Source organism: Gordonia amarae NBRC 15530 (assembly GCF_000241345.1).
Lineage (GTDB): Bacteria > Actinomycetota > Actinomycetes > Mycobacteriales > Mycobacteriaceae > Gordonia > Gordonia amarae.
In genome coordinates this window covers 75,227-91,758 of record NZ_BAED01000040.1, presented here as the reverse complement: position 1 = coordinate 91,758, position 16,532 = coordinate 75,227, and the positions used below count along the sequence as shown (strand labels likewise).

The 16,532-nt window shown below is 67.0% G+C and carries 15 protein-coding genes and 1 riboswitch; of the genes, 10 read left to right on the top strand and 5 right to left on the bottom strand.

Annotated features, from left to right (window positions below; translation table 11 throughout):
* The first annotated feature begins 379 nt into the window (after positions 1-379).
* From ctaC to GOAMR_RS10730, 3 genes are all read left to right on the top strand, one after another.
* Complete coding sequence (gene ctaC / locus GOAMR_RS10740; protein WP_040514959.1) at positions 380-1,504, top strand: aa3-type cytochrome oxidase subunit II; 1,125 nt, start codon at positions 380-382, stop codon at positions 1,502-1,504.
* Entirely contained in the window at positions 1,501-1,917 is a 417-nt protein-coding gene (locus GOAMR_RS10735; RefSeq protein ID WP_005186949.1) for a cytochrome c oxidase subunit 4, read from the top strand. Before ctaC ends, GOAMR_RS10735 begins: the two co-directional genes overlap by 4 nt.
* Positions 1,918-2,107: 190 nt before the next feature.
* The gene (locus GOAMR_RS10730) at positions 2,108-2,545 is read left to right on the top strand and encodes a nitroreductase family deazaflavin-dependent oxidoreductase (protein WP_005186946.1); all 438 of its coding nucleotides are present in this window, start codon (positions 2,108-2,110) and stop codon (positions 2,543-2,545) included.
* 112 nt (positions 2,546-2,657) lie between these two features.
* Here GOAMR_RS10730 and qcrB read toward each other — a convergent pair whose 3' ends face one another.
* The 4 genes from qcrB to ctaE all read right to left on the bottom strand — a co-directional run bounded on the left by qcrB (position 2,658) and on the right by ctaE (position 7,086).
* Complete coding sequence (qcrB, locus tag GOAMR_RS10725) at positions 2,658-4,271, bottom strand: cytochrome bc1 complex cytochrome b subunit (protein ID WP_005186943.1); 1,614 nt, start codon at positions 4,269-4,271, stop codon at positions 2,658-2,660.
* Entirely contained in the window at positions 4,268-5,437 is a 1,170-nt protein-coding gene (qcrA, locus tag GOAMR_RS10720; RefSeq protein WP_005186941.1) for a cytochrome bc1 complex Rieske iron-sulfur subunit, read from the bottom strand. Before qcrA ends, qcrB begins: the two co-directional genes overlap by 4 nt.
* Positions 5,434-6,387, bottom strand: coding sequence for a cytochrome bc1 complex diheme cytochrome c subunit (qcrC, locus tag GOAMR_RS10715; protein WP_040514958.1), 954 nt, complete (start codon positions 6,385-6,387; stop codon positions 5,434-5,436). Before qcrC ends, qcrA begins: the two co-directional genes overlap by 4 nt.
* An 87-nt stretch (positions 6,388-6,474) precedes the next feature.
* Positions 6,475-7,086 carry an aa3-type cytochrome oxidase subunit III gene (gene ctaE / locus GOAMR_RS10710; protein ID WP_083836925.1) on the bottom strand — a complete coding sequence of 204 codons (612 nt, stop codon included), beginning with the start codon at positions 7,084-7,086 and terminating at the stop codon, positions 6,475-6,477.
* Between the two features lie 235 nt (positions 7,087-7,321).
* Here ctaE and GOAMR_RS10705 point away from each other — a divergent pair, with 235 nt between their 5' ends.
* From GOAMR_RS10705 to GOAMR_RS10695, 3 genes are all read left to right on the top strand, one after another.
* Positions 7,322-7,681 carry a hypothetical protein gene (locus GOAMR_RS10705; RefSeq protein WP_005186933.1) on the top strand — a complete coding sequence of 120 codons (360 nt, stop codon included), beginning with the start codon at positions 7,322-7,324 and terminating at the stop codon, positions 7,679-7,681.
* A gap of 79 nt (positions 7,682-7,760) precedes the next feature.
* Positions 7,761-8,828, top strand: coding sequence for an anthranilate phosphoribosyltransferase (trpD, locus tag GOAMR_RS10700; RefSeq protein ID WP_005186930.1), 1,068 nt, complete (start codon positions 7,761-7,763; stop codon positions 8,826-8,828).
* A gap of 10 nt (positions 8,829-8,838) precedes the next feature.
* Positions 8,839-9,117, top strand: a complete 279-nt coding sequence (locus GOAMR_RS10695) for an Lrp/AsnC family transcriptional regulator (RefSeq protein ID WP_005186927.1) — start codon at positions 8,839-8,841, stop codon at positions 9,115-9,117.
* 10 nt (positions 9,118-9,127) lie between these two features.
* Here the strand turns inward: GOAMR_RS10695 and GOAMR_RS10690 are convergent, their stop codons facing one another.
* Positions 9,128-10,861, bottom strand: coding sequence for a DEDD exonuclease domain-containing protein (locus tag GOAMR_RS10690; protein WP_005186923.1), 1,734 nt, complete (start codon positions 10,859-10,861; stop codon positions 9,128-9,130).
* Between the two features lie 829 nt (positions 10,862-11,690).
* Positions 11,691-11,863, top strand: a riboswitch (cyclic di-AMP (ydaO/yuaA leader).
* Positions 11,864-11,881: 18 nt separating this feature from the next.
* Here GOAMR_RS10690 and GOAMR_RS10685 point away from each other — a divergent pair.
* The 4 genes from GOAMR_RS10685 to GOAMR_RS10670 all read left to right on the top strand — a co-directional run bounded on the left by GOAMR_RS10685 (position 11,882) and on the right by GOAMR_RS10670 (position 16,442).
* Entirely contained in the window at positions 11,882-12,499 is a 618-nt protein-coding gene (locus tag GOAMR_RS10685) for a C40 family peptidase (RefSeq protein WP_005186921.1), read from the top strand.
* 192 nt (positions 12,500-12,691) lie between these two features.
* A complete protein-coding gene (locus tag GOAMR_RS10680; protein WP_005186918.1) occupies positions 12,692-13,711 on the top strand; it encodes a C40 family peptidase in 1,020 nt (339 codons plus the stop codon).
* Between the two features lie 86 nt (positions 13,712-13,797).
* A complete protein-coding gene (locus GOAMR_RS10675) occupies positions 13,798-15,324 on the top strand; it encodes a gluzincin family metallopeptidase (RefSeq protein ID WP_244427382.1) in 1,527 nt (508 codons plus the stop codon).
* Positions 15,324-16,442: a glycosyltransferase family 4 protein gene (locus GOAMR_RS10670; RefSeq protein ID WP_005186914.1), complete on the top strand. Its 1,119-nt coding sequence runs from the start codon at positions 15,324-15,326 to the stop codon at positions 16,440-16,442. Before GOAMR_RS10675 ends, GOAMR_RS10670 begins: the two co-directional genes overlap by 1 nt.
* The last annotated feature ends 90 nt before the right edge of the window (positions 16,443-16,532 follow it).

The following is a 16,532-nucleotide window of genomic DNA, read 5'->3' as shown; positions in this document are numbered from 1 at the left end:
ATGCGGAACCGGTGCGTCGGCCACGGGCTACGGTTTTTCGCCGTGGTCTCCGGGGCCGTGCCCCAGATGCCCCGAACGCACCGTCGGCGGGCCTTCCCGCCGGTGTCCGACCTGGGCGAATCGACCAGGTCATGCGCCATACCCGCCCCAATCACGAAAGGTTCGCCGGGTTGGTCTACGCTGCGTAGTACTAGGTGCGAGAATCGTGGTGTGCCGAGAGCCCTTTACTCGGCGCAGCGTGATGTTTTTCGCACCGCGCTCGTCATGTGGCACGGCGACTCGGACAGCTGGAAAATGCTGGCCGAGCGAGCAGGAAGGCGTGAAATTGGCACACGGTGGACGGCCCCGAGCGAGGCATGTCTCATCTGCAGGTCGAAACGTGAAGCGACTTGGTTTGGCGGTCGCACTGGGACTCGGCGCCCTGCTGATGTCAGGGTGTGATGCCCGCGACGCCATGCGTTTCGGATGGCCGGAGGGCGTTACCCCCGAGGCGAAGGACATGGAGCATCTGTGGACCTGGTCGGTGATCGCCGCCCTGGTCGTCGGTCTCCTCGTCTGGATCGCGATCTTCTGGACCATCACCTTCCACCGGCACAAAGACGGCGAAGATGAGTTCCCCCGGCAGTTCGGCTACAACGTGCCGCTCGAACTGGGCCTCACGGCCACCCCGTTCGTGCTGATCGCGGTGCTGTTCTACTTCACCGTCGTCGTCCAGAACGACGTCGAGAAGAAGCATGACGACCCGGCGGTCGTCGTCGACGTCACCGCGTTCCAGTGGAACTGGAAGTTCGGCTACAACCAGGTGACCCTGGCCAACGGCCAGAAGCTCGACCTGCTCGACCGCAAGGGCAACCCCGGGGAGATCGAGAAGGGTGCCTCTGGCGGGGTGAACAAGACCCCGTTCGACGTCCAGGTTCCCGAGAAGCTTGAGCACGGCGGCCACGAGACCGACGAGGACAAGCCCGGTCCCGCCGGCGGACGTGACGACGACATCCGCGACTACCTGAACTTCGACAAGGTCGAGACCGTCGGCACCTCGGCCGAGATCCCCGTCCTGGTGCTGCCGGTCGGCGCGCGCATCGAGTTCGACGTGAAGTCCGCCGACGTTGTCCACTCGTTCTGGGTTCCCCAGTTCCTGTTCAAGCGCGACGTGATGCCGTTCCCCAAGCAGAACCACACCGACAGCCGCTTCCAGATCTCCAAGATCGACCGTGAGGGCGCGTTCGTCGGCCGGTGCGCGGAAATGTGCGGCACGTTCCACTCGATGATGAACTTCGAGGTTCGCGCGGTGAAGCGGGAGACCTTCGACCGCTACATCCAGGCACGCGTCAATAACCCCGATTGGACCAACGGCCAGGCCCTTGAGTCCGTGTGCGAGCAGCCCACCTCGGTCACAACGGTGCCGTTCGAGACCCGGCGTAAGACCAACGGTGACACCCCCAAGGATCTCGGCGACGCCAGCAAGACCCAGATCGCCAACTGCACGATGGGAGCCAACGGATGAAAATCGAAGCCAGGATCTTTGAGCTCCTGACCGCGTTCTTCTTCCTCGCGGGCGTCGTCTACACGATCTGCACCTACTTCTCCAGCAGGGGAGTGGAGTGGGCCGGTGTGACCGCGATCTTCTTCAGCGGCGGTCTGACGCTGCTGGCGGGAACCTACTTCCGGTTCGTCGCCCGGCGTGTCGAGATCCGGCCCGAGGACTACGAAGAGGCCGAGATCGAGGACGGCGCGGGCGAACTGGGCTTCTTCAGCCCGCACAGCTGGTGGCCGATCTCGGTCGCCGCGGGTGCCGCGCTCTTCGCGTTTGGTTTCGCCACCGGGAACCTGTGGTTCGCGATCTTCTCCGCCTTCGTGATCATCGGCACGGCAGCGGGCATGGTGTTCGAGTACCACATCGGTCCCGAGAAGCACTGACGCACCTCTCACCAGACAACAAAAGCCGCCTCAGAACTCTTCTGAGGCGGCTTTTGTCATGTGCTCCCGTCCCCCCGCATGGCTCGCGGATTCGCGCTCCTGCGGGCGGCCAGGGGGCAGCCGGTGGGCGCAGCGCGTTCCGGTCTGTGTTCGCCGGAATTGTCTCGCCGGGCGATGGTTGAATTGGTACATGACGCAGGATGCCGAACAGACCCAGCCCGAACTCAGCCCCACCGATTGGGTGCGCAGGCAGACCGAGGAGATCCTCAACGCCGGCACCACAGCCGCCGTCGACATCATCAACCGTCCCGTGGTGCTGTTCACCACGACGGGCGCCAGGACCGGTAAGAAGCGCTACGTGCCCCTTATGCGGGTCACAGACGGTCAGAGCTACGCCATGGTGGCCTCCAAGGGAGGAGCGTCGACGCATCCGTCGTGGTATTTCAACGTGAAAGCGCACCCTCAGATCACCGTGCAGGACGGTGACAAGGTCGTCGAGATGACCGCACGTGAGGTGTCCGGTGACGAACGGGACCGGTGGTGGCAGCTGGCGGTGCAGGCCTATCCGCCGTACGCCGAATACCAGACCAAGACGGACCGGCTCATCCCGGTCTTCGTCCTCGACTAGGCGCACTGGCCTGACGTAGGGGAGGGGAGAGCCCCGGGCAGCTACAGACAGAAAACAACCGGGGCGGTCCGATGATCTCGGACCGCCCCGGTTGCTGTATTTCCGGTGAGGATCAGGCGAGCGGGTTGCCGCCCTTGGCCTGCAGCTCCTGCAAGGCCTTCTTCTCCTGCGCCTCGTGCTCGTGTTCGAGCTCGACGTTGCGCCGCTGCTGCTCGAGCGGATCGGCGGACAGGATCGATCCCGTACCGGGTGCACCCGAGGAGCCGAGCTTGTTCATCCGCTTCGGCAGAGCCGCGCCCTGGTAGGGGAGCGGGATCGGGTGACCGTGGCTGTCGACCGGGCCGAGCGGCTGGTGCAGCTCGATGTACTCGCCCTTGGGGAGGCGGGTGATGATGCCGGTCTCGATGCCGTGGGCCAGGACCTCGCGGTCGCTGCGCTGCAGCGAGAGGGCCCAGCGGTAGGCGATGAAGTAGGCCAGCGGCGGGACGATGATCAGACCGATACGGCCCATCCAGGTGGTCGCGTTCAGCGACACGTGGAACTTCAGGGCGATCACATCGTTCATGCACGAGAGCGTGAGGATGATGTAGAACGCCAGGGCCATCGCACCGATGCCGGTGCGAACCGGGGTGTCACGCGGACGCTGCAGCAGGTTGTGGTGTGCGGTGTCGCCGGTGAGCTTGGCCTCGATCCACGGATACGCGAACAGGCCCACCATGATGATGCCGATCACCACGACCACCCAGAAGACCGCCGGCACGGTGTACGGGCCGAGGTAGAGCTCCCAGGCCGGCATCAGTCGGGCCAGACCGTCCGTCCACATCATGTAGATGTCCGGCTGCGAGCCGGCCGAGACGTGTGCCGGATCGTACGGACCGATCACCCAGACCGGGTTGATCTGGAAGATACCCGCCATCATGGCCAGCACACCGGTGACGATCGCGAACATCGCGCCGCCCTTGGCGGCGAACACCGGGAGGATCCGGACGCCGACGACGTTGGTCTCGGTGCGGCCGGGGCCGGGGAACTGGGTGTGCTTCTGGTACCAGACCAGCGCGAGGTGTGCGCCGATCAGGGCCAGGATGATGCCCGGGAACAGCAGGATGTGCAGCACGTACATGCGTGGGATCACGATGTCGCCGGGGAACTGGCCGCCGAACAGCGCCCAGTGCACCCAGGTGCCGATCAGCGGGATACCGATCACGATGCCCGACATGGCGGCGCGAACGCCGGTGCCCGAGAGCAGATCGTCGGGGAGTGAGTAGCCGAAGAAGCCCTCGAACATCGCCAGCAGCAGCAGCACGCAGCCGATGACCCAGTTGGCTTCGCGCGGGCGCCGGAACGCACCGGTGAAGAAGATGCGGGCCATGTGGATGATGATCGACGCCGCGAACAGCAGTGCCGCCCAGTGGTGGATCTGCCGGACGAACAGGCCGCCGCGTACCTCGAACGAGAGGTTCAGCGTGGTCTCGTACGCCCGCGTCATGGTGACGCCGTTGAGCGGGGTGTACGCGCCGTCGTAGATCACATGCGCCATCGACGGATCGAAGAAGAGTGTCAGGTAGACACCCGAGACCAGCAGGATGATGAAGCTGTAGAGCGCGACCTCACCCAGCATGAACGACCAGTGCGAGGGGAAGACCTTGTTGATCTGCCGACGCATACCTGGCGCCATGCGGTAGCGCTGGTCCATTTCGTTGGCCTGTAAGGCCAGGCGGTTGCTCATGATCGACGCTCCCAGAAGGCCGGTCCGACAGGTTCGATGAAGTCACCCGCGGCGACCAGGTAGCCCTGGTCGTTGACCGTCAGCGGCAGCTGGGCCAGGGCGCGGGCGGCCGGTCCGAAGATCGGCTTGCCGTACTCCAGGGCGTTGAACTGCGACTGATGGCACGGGCAGAGGATGCGGTTGGTGCGCTGCTCGTACAGCGAGGTGGGGCAGCCGAGGTGGCTGCAGACCTTCGTGTAGGCGAAGTAGTCGCCGTAGTTGAAGTTCTCCTGGCCCTTGCGCTTGATCGCCTTGGCCGTGTCGGACGGGCGCAGACGGATCAGCATGACCGGGTTGCTGACGTAGCGCAGCCCTTCGAGCAGCTTGTGACGCGAATGCTCGGTCTCACCCAGGCCGTCGGACACGCGCCACGGGAACACCGTCTCCATGCCACCGGCGTCGAGATCCTCCGGGCGGACCAGAGTGACCTGGTACGGGTTGCCGGTGTCCCGGCGCAGGAAGACGGTCTCGTTCGGGTTCTCCGGCGGGTTGTAGATCGGCGACCAGTGGGTGTGCCACAGCTCCGACTTGTCACCCTTGGCCCACGGGTTCTTGATGAATCCGCCGAGGCCGGCGACCACACCGGTCAGGGCCAGCGCGCCGAAGGCGAACAGGCCCGACCCGATGATCATCTTGCGGCGGGGGAGGGTGGAGCTCTCCAGCGAGTCACCCAGCTCGGCGACGATGGTCTTGCGGTCGACCTCGGACGATCCGGCACCCTCACCGTCGTGCCGGTCCTGGACCGAGATCTCCGACGGGATGAACTTCTTGGTGAAGAGCACCATCGCGATGCCGATCGACAGGATCGACAGGCCGAAGGTGATACCGAGGAGCGGGGTGTTGAGAGTGTAGCGCCAGTAGTCGTCGGTACCGGGGAGTGCGAACTCCCAGTGATTCCAGATGAAGATCACGAAGCAGGCCAGCGCGGAGATGCCCGAGACGGTCAGCCAGATCGCGACCTGGCGTTCGGCGCGCTTCTCCACCTTGGTGCCGGGCTCGGGATAGCGCTGAGCCCGGTGGATGATCTCCACACCGTCGAGATTGGTACCGAGCTTGACCAGGTCTTCCTTACTCATCTGGTCGAGTTCGTCCTGCGACGGCAGGTCCTTGTCGTTTGATCCACTCATGAGCGCGATCCCATCCACATTGCGCCGGCAACGATGGCGACGACACCCACGGCCCACATCACCATGCCTTCGCTCACCGGGCCGAAACCGCCGATACCCAGGCCACCCTGCTGCTTGGTCTCGGTGACGTACTTGATGAAGCCGATGATGTCTTCCTTGTCCTCGACCGACAGCTGGCGGTTCGAGAACCGGGGCATGTTCTGCGGCCCGGTGAGCATCGCCGTGTACAGCTGCTGCTCGGTGACGTCATCGAGGGTCGGTGCGAACTTGCCCGAAGAAAGGGCACCGCCGCGACCGGTGAAGTTGTGGCACGAGGCGCAGTTCAGGCGGAACAGCTCGCTGCCCCGGCCGATGTTGTCGCCACGTAGGGACTTCTGCGCGATGACGGGGAGACCGGCCTCATCCTTCTTGATGGTGCCGTCGTCGTTGCGCTCGTAGATGACCTGCGGACCGCCGCCGTTGGCCTGGATGTAGGCGCCGAGCTGGTCGATCTGTGCCTTGGTGAACTTGGCGGGCTTGCGCTGGGCCTGTGCCTCGCCGCGGGCCGCGGGCATACGGCCCGAGGACACCTGGAAGTACACGGCGGCATCGCCGACGCCGACCAGCGACGGTCCGCGATCGCTCACGCCCTGCAGATTGGCGCCGTGGCAGGTGATGCAGGAGGTCTCATAGAGCTTCTTGCCGTCGGCGATGAGGGCGGCACTGGACTCGTCGGCCGTGGCCACCTGCGGCTTGGGTGACACCACCGCCGCGATGATCCCGGCGAGTACGAGGCCTGCCAGCAGAAGGATTGTGCCGCTTGCGCGACGGCGAAGTTTACGACGGGACTTGGCTTTACGGGCCGCCGACGCTGCGGATCCGGCACCGGTGGCCGGCGTGGCTGCGCCGGCCCCTGCTGCACCGAAGTCCACGTCGTCGCTATCCGACGGTAGCGGTGGAGATGAACTCATCAGTGACTCTCTACTTAAGCGGACGGACTGTTTTCTCTGTTCCGGGTCGTCCTGACGATGAAGGCTGCGCGGATGACCCGGGCTGTACTACCGGATGAAGTAAATGGTGACGAACAGGCCGATCCACACGATGTCGACGAAGTGCCAGTAGTAGGACACGACGATCGCTGCGGTGGCCTGGGCCGGGGTGAACTTCGAAAGCTTGGTCCGGATCAGCAGGAAGATAAACGCGACCAGACCGCCGATGACGTGCAGGCCGTGGAAACCGGTGGCCATGTAGAACACCGAGCCGTAGGCGCTGGAGGCGAGCGTGGTGCCCTCGTGCACGAGGTGGTAGTACTCGTAGCCCTGTCCACCGACGAAGAAGGCGCCCATCGCGAAGGTGAGCAGGTACCAGCGACGCAGGCCGAAGACGTCGCCGCGCTCGGCGGCGAACACACCCATCTGGCAGGTGATCGATGACGCGACGAGGACGAGCGTCACCGGGACGGCGAGGGCGAGGTTGAGCTCGGTGGGCTCTGGCGGCCACCCCGACGAAGAATTGGCTCGCGCGACGAAGTACATCGCGAACAAGCCGGCGAAGAACATGAGCTCACTCGACAGCCACACGATAGTGCCGACACTGACCATGTTGGGTCGGTTCAGTGAGTGCACGCGCGAGGTGATGGCTGTCCCTTGGGTACCTACGGCGCTAGTCACATGTGAAGTATGACGGTTCGTAGTAAGCCCTGACCACTCGGGTCACGAAATTGCCCTAACAAATTCTTCCGGCGCTGGTCCGGGGCCGTATCGGGGGTGAAATTCGGCGTGTCCGGCCCGTCGTGATTTGCTTCCTGGTATGACCGAACCCGGTGGGCGGCGGCACTCGCCGCGGCGATGGGACCGGCTGCGGGAGTTTTTCTCCCGTGGCGCAGGAAAAGATGCTCTGACGTCGGTGGATGACGACAGGCTCGTTATCGTCGCCGAATCCGCGGATGAGGCCGTGGCCAGTTCGGTGGTGCTCGACCCGTCGCCCTGGCGCGCGGGAGAGCCCGCGGTACTGCGGCACTACCTCGCTTTCGGCGGCGGGCGGGCCGAGGATGCGGTCCATGTCGCCGAGATCAACGGCTATCAGGTCATCACCGGCGCCGCCGGGCCGGCGGGTGCCGAGGTCCCGGACGACATGGTCGCCTTCGCCAAACTTGAGTCGTTCACCACAGTGGATGTCTCGCGCGAACGCTCGCGCATCGCGAGCATGGCCTCCCGGCACCGGGGGACCGTCCTCGGCTGGCAGGTGCTGCAACTCCCCGAGTGATCGCGCGGCGTCGGCGTGGATATCCGGTGGTCGAGGTCCGGCTGCTGCCGTCGCCGGTCGCCCACTACTGTGGACGACTGTGAGCGCGACAACCCATACCTGGCCGCAGATCCTCGGCCGCGTCACCGACGGCATCGACCTGACCGCGGAGGAGGCGGCATGGGCGATGAACGAGATCATGACCGACTCGGCCACGGGAGCACAGATCGCCGCGTTCGGCGTCGGCGTCAAGATGAAGGGCGCGGCGGCCGCGGAGCTGAGCGGCCTTGCCTCGGCCATGCTCTCGCACGCGAGCCTCGTCGAGGTCCCGCAGCGCGCCGTCGACGTCGTCGGGACGGGCGGTGACCGCTCGCACACCGTCAACATCTCCACGATGACCTCTATCGTGGTCGCCGCCGCCGGGATTCCGGTGGTCAAGCACGGCAACCGCGCCGCGTCGTCGAAGAGCGGCGGCGCCGACGTCCTCGAAGCACTCGGTGTCACCATCTCACTCGGCCCCGACGCCGTCGCCCGCTGTGTCGCCGAGGTCGGCGTCGGTTTCTGCTTCGCCCCGGTGTTCCACCCCGCGTTCCGTTTTACCGGGCCGCCGCGCAAGGAGATCGGTATCCCGACGGTCTTCAACGTCCTCGGGCCGCTCACCAACCCGGCCGCGCCGGCGGCCGGTCTCATCGGCTGCGCGTTCGGCGATCTCGCGCCGGTGCTGGCGCAGGCATTCGCCGAGCGTGGGACGTCGGCACTCGTCGTCCGCGGCGACGACGGTCTCGACGAACTGACCACCACGACCACCTCACACGTATGGCAGGTGGTCGGCGGCACCGTCACCGAACTGTCCCTGGATCCGCGGGATCTGGGGATCGGGCTGGTCGAACTGTCGGCCCTTCAAGGCGGCGACGCCGCGGTGAACGCCCGGATCGCCCGGGAGCTCTTCGACGGGCAGATCGGTCCGGTGCGTGATGCGGTGCTGCTCAACGCGGCGGGAGCGATCGTCGCCTTCGAGCAGACCGAATCGTTCACCGCGGAAACCCTCACCGCGGCGATGTCCGGGGCACGGGACCGGGCGGCGGCGGTCATCGACTCGGGCACGGCCCGTGACGTACTCGATCGCTGGGTTGCGCTGAGCACCGAACTCGGCGCCGCGAAGAACTAGGGTGACGAGCATGATCACCGCCATCGTCCTCATCTCCGCCGATGTCCACCGGATCCCGGAAACGGCGCAGGCCGTCGCCGACATCCCCGGCGTCAGTGAGGTGTACTCGTGCGCCGGAGACGTCGACCTGATCGCCAAGATCAAGGTGCGCGACCACGAGCAGATCGCCGAGGTGGTCACCGGCAAGATCAACCGGTTGCCCGGCGTCACCCACAGCGCCACCCACATCGCCTTCCGCAGCTACTCCAGCTCAGAGGTCGAGGGCGGGTTCTCGATCGGCGAGGAATAGCCCGGGGCTCCTACCGTCGTGCCTCGCGGGCCAGTCGTGACCAGTCCAGCCTCCGGGCCGCGCCGTGGGCGGGGAGGGTGAGCGGCTGCGACGCGGACACGATGCGCGCGCCGGGCTCGGTGATCCACCGATAGATCAGCGCGGCTTCCTCGGGCGGTGCCCCGCATAGCGGCCCCACCCCCGGGTTGACGGTCTGTGCACCGGCCACCAGCGCCTCCACCACCGGCATGGGAGGTACCCCGCGGCGTGCCAGGCCCGCACTGGCCAGTTGGCCGTGCCGGATCACCCCGAGCTCCCAGCCGCCGCCGTCGTGCGGCCGGGCGACGACGAGCTCGGCCACGACGCACAGCGCCCGCAGCCGCTGGCACCGGGCGAGCGTGTCGATCATCGCGGCGGTCCTGTCCCGCTGCCGGGCCGCGGATTCGAACATCTCAGCCGTGGCCAGCCGCGACACCTCCGCGATGGCGCGTTCGACGATGTCGCCGCAGTCGCCGAGCATCACGGCGCGCGCCTTCATGACCCGGCCCGCGTACTCCGTCAGCGTCACCGGGACCGGCGACGCGGCCCGGCACCCGCCGATCATCCGCCCCGACGAGTCGGGCCGGCACCAATGGTGTGTGGCCCCGCGACCCGTGGTCGCACATGTCCGCAGCCCCGCACCCACCGAGATCAGGTCTCCGACCGACGCGGCCACCATGCGGTCGGAGAACGGGCCCACCGACTGGTCGGTGGGGGAGCGGGACACCTTCAGCCGGGGAAAGCGCTCGGTGGACAGCACCAGCCACCAGCCGCGCCTGGGCTGTGTCGAGCGACGGTTGTAGGCGGGCGCGTGGGCGGCCAGCAGCCGGAGTTCACGCACGCCCGCCTCCAGCCCATGCGCACATTCCACGTGATCGACGCGCGTCGCCAACCGCACCATCTCGCTCATCCGCCGACGCGGATCGGTGCCGGAGAAGTAAGACATGACGCGCCTGCGCAGATTCACCGCGGTGCCGACATAGAGGACCTCGTCGGTCGGCCCACGGAACAGGTACACGCCGGGACGGGTTGGCAGGGATTCGCCGAGATGACGTTTGGCGGCCAGCCGCGACGCGGATTCCGAACGGTAGGAGGCCAGCTCCCGGACTGTCCGCACGCCCTGGTTGCCGACCCGCTCGAGCAGCCGGTGCAGCACCTCGACCGTGGCACGAGCATCGTCGAGCGCGCGGTGGGTGGGGCGCACCGTGACGTCGAAAAGCTCGGCCAGCGCCGACAGCCGCACGGAAGGGGCCTCGTCGCGGCTCAGGATGCGGCGTGCCAGCGTCACGGTGCACAGGGGAGCCGGGAACGGCCAGCGGACGTGCAGGCGCTCGGCGCAGCGGCGCAGGAATCCCATGTCGAACCGGGCGTTGTGGGCGACCAGGATCGAGCCACGGGCGAACTCCAGGAACGACAGGAAGGCCTCGCTGTCGCGTGGTGCGTCGTGCACCATCGCCTCGGTGATCCCGGTGAGCGAGACGATCTGCGGCGGGATCGGCATCCCCGGGTCGACGAGTGTCGCGAACTCGCCGATCACCTCGCCGCCCCGGACCTTGACCGCCCCGATTTCGGTGATCCTGTCGTCCACCGGGCTGCCGCCGGTGGTCTCCAGATCGACGACCACCAGGGTCGCGTCGAACAGGGAGATGTCGTCGTACCGCGAGGGCACCTCGCCGAAAAGAGCGGCGCCTCCGTCGACATCGGCAAAACTCAACTGCTCGTGCACGGATCGCACACTAGTTCGCACCTACGACAGGGATACGGCGCCCGCTCGCAGGCTCGCGGATCGCGGGTCCTGCGGGCCAGGAGTCGTGTTCTTCCCTCCTCGTTCACGCGGGCTCGCAGGCTCGCCCGGCTCACTCGTCAGTCCAGAACACGACGGCCCTCCGGACCTGGCCGGTTGTGTCCACTCGCTTCGCGCCAGGTGGTTCCGCGAGCTCGTGAGCGGGGTGCCCCAACACTGCTGGCAGGGCCGTCGTGTTCTGGACTGAGGAGCGTGAGGGAGCTTGCGACCGAGTGCGACGAGGGAAGAACACGGCTTGTGGCCCGCAGGACCCGCGATCCAGGAGCGCAGCGAGTGGGCGCAGAACAATTGTCGTACGTGTGTTCTAGGGTCCTGCTCATCTGGTCGCTGGAACGCACAGAACGAGAGGGAAGTCACACATGCTGATCGATTGCTATGGGTGCCCGGGGCGCCCGGCGGCCTGTGACGGCTGCATGATGCAGGTACTGTTTGCCGCTCCGAGCAGCGCAGATGCCGGCGAACAAGGTGAAGTCTTGGTAACAGGGCGGGAGTCGGCGGCTGACCGCGATATATCGTCGGCCATCGAGGTTTTCTCGCTCGCTGCAATGGTGACAACTGTGTCTGCGCGATCTGCAAGAAATTGCATTTCAGCTGTTCAGGGCCCCGTTACGGGCCAGTCGGCCAAAACGCTGCGCGCCGGGTGATGAGCGTGTAGAAATTTATTCGGTCGACCAGTGGACAGAAGGCCGTTTCATTTCGTAACCTTTCTGAGACCTTGACGGAGCGTCGTAACTCCAACCGGAGTGGTCCGTGAAGGTCACCGCTTAGTCATCCAACCGGATGAACCGGGGACCCACCGGTTTCGGACATCGCCAGCGATGGCCGAATTGGGGTGAATCGTCACCGTCCCACCGGACGAGACGTAGGGCAATTTCTTCCGCCCGAACCCGACAGCTAACTCGGTAGGCGGTTCAGGGAGAAGTAAGAAGGAGAACGTTCTTCGTGGCCAAACATCGTTTGGAACAGCCTGCACGGACCGGCAAGCTCGCCAAGTCGGCGCTGATCGCCGGATCGCTTTCGATCGGCTCGCTCGGCGTTGCCGCTGGTGCTGCCGAGGCGGCCCCGGTGACCATCCCGAACGTCGGCACCTTCGAGATTCCGGGCATCAGCGAGAAGCAGATCCCCAAGGAACTGCGCGAATTGCAGAAGACGGTCACGCCGAAGAGCCACGGCAAGATCACCCAGCATGGTCCCCGTAGCATCCTGGCCCCGCGCCAGACCACCGGCGAGAAAGCCGTCCGGTATGCCGCGACCAAGATCGGGTCGCCGTACTCCTACGGTGCCGCCGGCCCGAGCGCGTTCGACTGCTCCGGCCTCGTGTACTGGTCCTACCAGCAGGCCGGCAAGACCATTCCGCGCGACAGCTACGGTCAGCTCGGCGGCGGCCAGGCCGTCAACTACGCCGACGCCAAGCCCGGCGACGTCCTGATCTTCAACGGTGGCGGTCACGCCGGCATCTACGAGGGCAACGGAATCTTTATCCACTCGTCCACCTACGGCGTGCCCGTGCAGCGCGCCCACGTCAAGCAGTGGGACCTGGTGGGAGTCCGGCGCTACTGAGCGCAGCCGTACTCAACACGGGCGGGTCGTACCTGGTGACGGGTGCCCCGCCCGCGGCCCGTCAATGAGGAGAGTCGCGCGAGGAGTGTGGCGATAGTGGTATCGGAGGGGGCGCGACCGACGCCGGTCGTGTGTCGTGACCGCTGTGGTGAGGGGCTGTCACTCTATGAGTGGCGCCCTAGTCTGTCACCGATGCGTTTTGTCGCGTGGATCACCGCGATTGTGCTGATTGCGGCCACGACCGCCGCTGTGGCGACCCCTGCGCAAGCCGAGCCTGCGGCCTCCGCCGAACAGCTCCTCGTGCGGTACAAGAAGCTCGCACGCGAGTCCGAGCAGTCCGCCGAGGCGATGCACAACGCGCAGATCGAGTACGACAAGCAGCGCACAATCGCCCAGCGCGCACGTACCGAGTCCCGCAAGGCCAACGCCGAGAGAAACTACGCGGTCCGGCAACTGGCGCGCTACAAGCGCACGGTGAACGCGCTTGCCCGGGCCAGCTCCAAAGGCGCACGCGTTAACCGGCTTTACGCCGTGCTCGTCAGTGACTCGCCGCAATCGCTTCTCGACCAGATGTCGGGACTTGAGGTGCTGTCCCGGCAGACCGCCGCCAACCTGCGCGGGCTGACCAAGGCCAAGCATGAGGCCACCGCGACCAAGGCCACGGCCGACCGCAAGGCCGCCGACGCAGACAAGGCCATCGCCACGGTCACCAAGACCAAGAGCGAACTGCAGTCCAAACAGAACGCGCTGCAGTTGCAGGCGATCCAGGTGCGCACCATCTACGAGTCGATGACCGGTAAGCAGCTCGCCGCGCTGCGCGGCCCGCGATTCACCTTCGATCCCCGGTTGCTGCCCACGGGCACCGCGTACACCCTGGCCGCTGTCCAGGCGGCGCTCACCCGCATCGGCGATCCCTATGTCTGGGGTGCCACCGGCCCCGACTCCTTCGACTGCTCCGGTCTGATGGTGTGGGCGTATCAGCAGGTCGGCAAGACCCTGCCACGATCCAGCCAGGCGCAGCTCGCCGGTGGTTCACCGGTCGACCGCTCACAGCTGCAGCCCGGTGACCTGATCATCTATTACCCCGACGCCTCGCACGTCGGCATGTACGTGGGCAACGGCTATGTCATCCACGCCTCGACCTTCGGTGTGCCCGTCAAGGTCGTGCCGGTGGACGACGCCGGACCGTACAACTCGGCGCGCCGGTACTGAACGCGTCCTACATGCCCTTTCTCACATCGGTGCCCGAAGCCTGTCCGCGTCGCCATCGGCTCACCGCCGCACTGGCGGTCGTTCTCGTGGCTTCCGCACTCCTCGCGGGATGTTCCGGCGACGATGGGAAGCTGCCGATCCCGTCGGGTGCCGCCACCACCACGACCAATGCGAACGTCTACGAGCAGCAGCGCGCCGACGGGGTCACCGCGTTGCTCGACAAGTTGTCCACGGCTCTCGCCACCGGTGACACCAAGACGCTGGCCGGGCTGATCGACGCGAGCGCGACACCGGCCTTCCGTACGCGGCTGGAAACGGCCGCCGCCAACTTCGGCACCCGCCCGCCCCGGGCAACCTCAACAACCACCCGGTCGTCTGCTCCTTCCCCAAGTGCCGGGCCGACGCAAAGCCCTGGTCCGTCGTCCACCGAGCCGGATAACCCGGGCCGTCGGGGCGCAGGGGGAACGTCCACCTCTGCGACGCCGCGGTCGACGGCGCCGAAGCAGTCGGGACCGGTCAGCTCGACGCCCGCACGGCCGATGCCGGACGACTCTCGCGGTTCGGCGCTGCGCCTCGCGAAATTGCGGTACCAACTGGTCCTGTCCGACGAGGCGGAGACCCAGGCGCCCGAGGCGATCACCGACAAGCTGACAGACCAGGGCAGCTCCGACGTATGGGTGGCCCCGGTCGAGTTGCACTACGCGCTGGGCGGCGCCCGCGCCCCCGGCGTCGACGAGCCCGAGCTCGTCGTCAACGAACAGATGGTCGTCGCACGCTACGAAGACGACTGGAAGGTCGTCGGCGACGCCACCCTGATCGGCGGGAACGCGCCGGCCACCATGCTGTGGGAACTCGCCGGGCTGCGTGTCGATGACGTGCCGACCGCGGGGGGCACCTCAGTGATCGCGTCCTACCCGGGCACCGCTGACACCGTCGAGCGGGCCCGCGGGCTCCTGCCGGGCGCGGTGCGCGCGGTGGAGGCGTTCTGGGGCGTGGAGTGGCCGCGCAAGGTGGTCGTCGTGGCCACCGGAACCGGCAGGCAGTTCACCCAGGTGTCGGGTGCCCCCGACGCCGACGGTGCAGCGGCCGCCGCGACGGTGTTCACCGGGATCGACGCCGACAAGACCGTACGGGGCCAGCGGATCGTGCTCACCCCCAACGCCCAACAGATACCGCCGCCGGCGCTCGGCGTCGTGCTGCGTCACGAGATCACCCACGTCGCGACCCGGTCGATCACCTCGGCGAAGGCGCCGCTGTGGGTCACCGAGGGCCTGGCCGAATACGTCGGCCGCAAGGACACCTACCGTCGGCTGGCGGACGCCGCACCCGACCTCGCGTCCGCGGTCCGCTCGGGGTCCGGGCCACGCACCCTGCCCGCCGACGCGGATTTCGCGGTGTCCGGGCCGCGCGCGGGCCTGGCCTACCAGTCCGCCTGGTCGTTGTGGGCATTCATCGCGACCCGGTTCGGCGAAGACAAGCTCAAGTCTCTCTACCGCAAGGCCGCGGCGGGTGACGCGGCCGTCGCCGACGCCGCCCTCTCCACGGAACTGAAGATCACCAGCGGCGACCTGGTCACCCAGTGGCGGCGCTGGCTGGTCAAAGAGGCCGGCTGATGCGCCGGACCCTACTGGTCACCAACGACTTTCCGCCCCGTCCCGGCGGCATCCAGTCGTATCTGGAGAACCTTGTCGACCGCCTGCCTCCCGGCGAGGTGGTGGTGTACGCCCCCCGATGGCGCGGGTGCGAGGAGTTCGACGCACGCGCGCCGTACACCGTGATCCGGCACCGCACCACCCTGATGCTGCCCACGCCACTGGTGGCACGCCGTGCCGCGCGCCTGGTCCGCGACCACGACATCCACACGGTCTGGTTCGGTGCGGCCGCGCCGCTGGCCGTACTGGCCCCCGCACTGCGCCGGGCGGGAGCCCAGCGCATCATCGCCTCCACCCACGGGCACGAGGTGGGCTGGTCGATGCTGCCGCTGGCCCGGCAGGTGCTGCGGTTCATCGGCGACAACACCGACGCGATCACCTACGTCAGCAAATACACGCGCGGGCGCTTCTCGGCGGCCTTCGGGCCGCGGGCGGCCCTGGAGTACCTGCCGCCGGGCGTCGACATCGAGCGGTTCGCCCCCGATCCACAGGCCCGGCAACGCATCCGGCAGCAACTCGGCATCGGGGAGCGGCCCACCATCCTGTGTCTGTCGCGGCTGGTGCCGCGCAAAGGCCAGGACTCCCTCATCAGGGCCCTCCCCGCAGTCATCCGGGACGTGCCCGAAGTGATGCTTGTCATCGCAGGCGGCGGACCCTACGCGGAGAAACTGCACGAATTGGCCACCGCGACAGGTGTCGATGACCACGTGCTGTTCGCCGGATCGGTTCCCGTCGCCGACCTCGCCGCCTTCCACGCCATGCCCGACGTGTTCGCCATGCCCTGCCGCACCCGCGGCAGGGGACTGGACGTCGAGGGACTCGGCATCGTCTTCCTGGAGGCGTCGGCCTCCGGGATCCCGGTGGTCGCGGGTGATTCCGGGGGTGCACCCGAAACCGTCCGCGACGGCATCACCGGACACGTGGTCAACGGCCGCGACACCGGCCGACTGGCCGCCACCCTCGTCTCACTCCTCAACGATCCGGTGACCCTGCGCGAAATGGGTTACTCCGGCCGTGAATTCGCGGTCGACCACTGGCAATGGCGCCACATGGCCGCCCGCCTCCAACAGTTGCTCTAGTATTGCGCCCGCTCGCAGGCTCGCGGATCGCGGGTCCTGCGGGCCGGAAGTCGTGTTCTTCCCTCCTCGTTCACGCGGGCTCGCAAGCTC

Bases quoted from the DNA above. Each gene is read 5' to 3' on its own strand.
- qcrB (WP_005186943.1), bottom strand. From the start codon at position 4,271: ATGAGCAACCGCCTGGCCTTACAGGCCAACGAAATGGACCAGCGCTAC.
- qcrC (WP_040514958.1), bottom strand. From the start codon at position 6,387: ATGAGTTCATCTCCACCGCTACCGTCGGATAGCGACGACGTGGACTTC.
- GOAMR_RS10680 (WP_005186918.1), top strand. From the start codon at position 12,692: ATGCGTTTTGTCGCGTGGATCACCGCGATTGTGCTGATTGCGGCCACG.
- GOAMR_RS10695 (WP_005186927.1), top strand. From the start codon at position 8,839: ATGATCACCGCCATCGTCCTCATCTCCGCCGATGTCCACCGGATCCCG.
- GOAMR_RS10730 (WP_005186946.1), top strand. From the start codon at position 2,108: ATGACGCAGGATGCCGAACAGACCCAGCCCGAACTCAGCCCCACCGAT.
- GOAMR_RS10670 (WP_005186914.1), top strand. From the start codon at position 15,324: ATGCGCCGGACCCTACTGGTCACCAACGACTTTCCGCCCCGTCCCGGC.
- GOAMR_RS10735 (WP_005186949.1), top strand. From the start codon at position 1,501: ATGAAAATCGAAGCCAGGATCTTTGAGCTCCTGACCGCGTTCTTCTTC.
- qcrA (WP_005186941.1), bottom strand. From the start codon at position 5,437: ATGAGTGGATCAAACGACAAGGACCTGCCGTCGCAGGACGAACTCGAC.